A 3,499-nucleotide genomic window follows, 5' to 3' on the forward strand; every position below is an offset into this window, starting at 1 on the left:
CCCGCATCCGCAGCGAACGCCAACGACGCTGGGGCCAACCCACCACCCACGCAGCCTGACCCCAACACCGTCAACGTTCATGGTCACGGCACTAGCCGCCGCCCGCTGATCGTCATCGGCTCCGACCTGGTCGCCCGGTTCCGGAACCGGCTGGCCTGCCGCGGCATCGTCGTCGTCGCCTCGGTGAACCCGCCCGACGCCAGGGTCTGGGTGCACGCCGAGCGCGTCGGCGCAACCTACGTCATCGTCCTGCCCACCGCCTCCTCCTGGCTGGTCCACCACCTCCTGCGCGACCTGCCGTAGCAACCGCCTGCCGGGCCAGCTCGCGCGGAGGCCGTCGGCCATCGGACCTAACAGAGTTGCGGTGCCTGGTGATCACCATTCCCCGACCGGGCGGCAGCGCCATCCGGCAGCAACGCCGAGCCCGCCCCACGGTTCCCGCTGCCGGGACACCGAATACAGAAAGCGGCCCGCCACCAGGCGGGCCGTCGTCGTTTCAGGACCCGGGACGCAGATCGCCTACGAAACGTACGCGTCCCGGGTTCTCCATCGAGATGGAGGAACCCAGTGTTCACCACACTCCTCGCGATCGCCACCATCGTGGCGGCGATCCTCGGAGCCGGCGTCGGCTACCTCGCGACCCGGCCCACCATCACCCGGCTACGCGCCGAGCTGGCCGACGCCGCCTGGAAACTGACCCACGACCCGCTCACCGGACTGCTCAACCGCACCGGCCTGCGCACCATCCACACCGCCGTCGTCACAGCCTCCCCACCGCAGAGCCTCGTCGTCATGCTCATCGACCTCGACCGGTTCAAAGAGGTCAACGACACCCACGGCCACGACGCGGGCGACGACCTGCTCGTGGAGATCGCCGACCGGCTCACCCAGGCCGTCCACACCTACGGCGGCACCGCCGCCCGGCTGGCCGGCGACGAGTTCACCGCCATCCTGCCTCTGCGGCACCATCCGGTCGGCGACATCGCCGACCGGATCGTCAGCGCCATCACCGCACCGGTCAACGTGCAGATCAACGGCGGCCTGGCCACGGTCACCGTCACGGCCAGCGTCGGCATCGCGACCGTGGTCAGCACCGACGCGTTGCAGGACATCGCGCTGCACCGCGCCGACATCGCCATGTACCACGCGAAGCGCCAGGGGCCCGGCCGGCACGTCGTCTACGCCGACGGAATGACGATGCCCGACCGTGCACACCGTCGTGGACCGCGGCTGCGTGACCTGCGCCGCGACCAGCGGGGGAGCGCCGAATGAACCTCGCCACCCTCACCGCCTGTGCAACCTGCCGGCTGGCCCTCACCGAGCACCCCGACGGGCACGGCACCATCTACCGGCACCCAGTGACCGAGGGCCGTCATGCCGTCGTCCCCGTCGACGCCGACCAGGTGAACGGCGTGTTCGACCGCTGCCACACCTGCACCAGCGCGCCGTCGGTGTGGAAGTACCACACCAGCCTCATCCAGATCGCGGTCCTTGCGGCCGTCGAGACCTACAACGACCAGTGGCACGTCTGCTATCGATGTGCCCAGTTCATCGAGGCCGACGACTCCGAGGGCCTCACCGCCCACTGTGCCGCCCGTATGCAGTGGCTGCCCCACCACCACGAGTACGCCGTCCTCCGCGCACTGCACCGCGGCATCGTCCTCGGCCGCGAAAGCAGGACCCTGCTCACCACCACCGACTGGCCGCCGGCCCGGCTCACCGCCGACATGCTGCCGAAGATCCGCGACCGGTTCACCGGCCTCCTCCGCGGCCCCATGCACATGCCCCCAGCCATCAACGACCCCGACCACCGCCGGGCCCTGGCCGACCAGCTCGACCTCGCACCCATGTACTGGATCAACCAGGATTTCACCGACATGGTCAACGAGGTCGGCGACGACCAGCCACCGGCGGCCGTCACCGACGACCTCGCCGCCACACCGGCCGGGCTGCTCGCCTGGCCCGAACCCGTCGGCGACACCCGGCAACTCGCCGCCGTGTCCTGGACACCCCACGCGGACGGCTGGCAGCTCATCGGCTACCGCAGCATCGGCGGCACCGCCCTCGACGACGACCTGATGCCCGCACTACGACACGAGATCGGCTGGCTCGTACCCATCCACGCCGAACACGTACCCCGAGGGGCCAAGCTCGACGGACGCCACCCGCTCGGCCCTCTCGTCACCACCTGGCTGCTGATCAGACAGCAACTGGCCGAGGCGGTGCCGGCGAAACTGCCCAAGGCAACCACCAGGGCGTACCAGCGCCACCGGCGTCCTGCCCCCGAGGTCAGGATCGTGCGCATCGCACCGCGCAGCACCACCGCCGCACCTCAACGAGGCAAAGCCGGTGAAGGCTCCACGCGGGCCAAGCCCGACCACCGGTACTGGGTCTCCGGCCACGACCGCCAACAGCCGTACGGCCCCGGTCGCAGCCTCCGTCGCACCATCGAGATCGCACCCTTCCTCAAGGGAGACGAGGGCCTGCCGATCAAGCTCAGTACCACCGTCCGTGCCCTCGGTAGCCGAGGCGATGACCGGACGCGGCGTACCGACCAGTAGCTGGGCATCGGTGTGGTGGTGGAGCTTGCTCCACCACCACACACGCACAGTGGCCTTCTTGCGTCTGGGCGCCCGGTCGCCGCTTGTGCGCGACCGATGTGGTCTGACCTCTCGATCGGCCCGGGCGCGAGTGCATCGGCCGGGAGGATGCCCGACAGGCGGCGTGGCCCGGCCGGCGTTCACCCTCGATGGCTGGTCGACGTCACTCCTCCGTGCCGGAGGGCAGGGTGGTCAGGGGCCTTGGGGTAGCCGATGTTGCGTGTCACTCGCCTCGGTCGCCGGGTGTCTCCTCCGGTGGGCTCGGCTGGCCATCGTTGAGGTACTCGATGTACAGGATCTGCTTCTGGTATTCGAGGTACCTCTGGTTCGTTGGTCGCCGGTTTTCGATGGAGGCGCGCGCTGAGGTGAAGGCGTCTACGAGCCAGTTGACCGCGTTGCCTTCCTTCTCTGCCTCAACGAAGGCTTCGACCTCGATGGTGCCCCCCTGAGCGTCGCTGGAGGTCGCGACGTCAGTGACTCGGGGTGGGTCCTCGGCCGCGAGCATCTCTTCCATGAATCGCTCGGCTTCATCGTGCAGTTCGGCTGCGGATGGGAGCCACCCATCCCGTCTTCGGGCTGCGACTCGTAAGACGACCCTGGCCTCCATCCCTGCGCCATCCCCCTAATGATGTCACCTTGACATGGGCGGGAATCAGCCCACTTCAGCAGCTGGTTCGCGTACCTCTGAGGCTTGGATGGGTTCGGGTGCACCTGTCGGGAGTGCTGGCCGCACGGGGACGGGCACACGATGCCTCGTTCCATTTCTCCCCGCCAGCCTCTGAACCTGCGGAGGTAGAGATCTTCCAATGAGGTGATCTCAGCAAGGTTCGGCGGCCGAGTGGGATGACACGGGCTTAACGTCCATACCGGACGGCGCTGGATATGGACGTGGAGCCATC

Annotated in this window: 3 protein-coding genes and 1 pseudogene; 3 read left to right on the forward strand and 1 reads right to left on the reverse strand. The window is 68.7% G+C overall.

Going from position 1 to position 3,499, the window contains the following annotated elements; all coding sequences use genetic code 11:
* From GA0070558_RS33770 to GA0070558_RS32470, 3 genes and pseudogenes are all read left to right on the forward strand, one after another.
* Positions 1-303, forward strand: a pseudogene (locus GA0070558_RS33770) (hypothetical protein); the annotation flags it as partial.
* Between the two features lie 264 nt (positions 304-567).
* Complete coding sequence (locus GA0070558_RS32465; RefSeq protein WP_176734491.1) at positions 568-1,272, forward strand: GGDEF domain-containing protein; 705 nt, start codon at positions 568-570, stop codon at positions 1,270-1,272.
* Positions 1,269-2,561: a hypothetical protein gene (locus tag GA0070558_RS32470; RefSeq protein WP_091287345.1), complete on the forward strand. Its 1,293-nt coding sequence runs from the start codon at positions 1,269-1,271 to the stop codon at positions 2,559-2,561. Before GA0070558_RS32465 ends, GA0070558_RS32470 begins: the two co-directional genes overlap by 4 nt.
* 262 nt (positions 2,562-2,823) lie before the next feature.
* Here GA0070558_RS32470 and GA0070558_RS32475 read toward each other — a convergent pair whose 3' ends face one another.
* Entirely contained in the window at positions 2,824-3,114 is a 291-nt protein-coding gene (locus GA0070558_RS32475; protein WP_091287349.1) for a hypothetical protein, read from the reverse strand.
* Positions 3,115-3,499 lie beyond the last annotated feature (385 nt).

The sequence above is a fragment of the Micromonospora haikouensis genome (assembly GCF_900091595.1).
Taxonomy (GTDB): domain Bacteria; phylum Actinomycetota; class Actinomycetes; order Mycobacteriales; family Micromonosporaceae; genus Micromonospora; species Micromonospora haikouensis.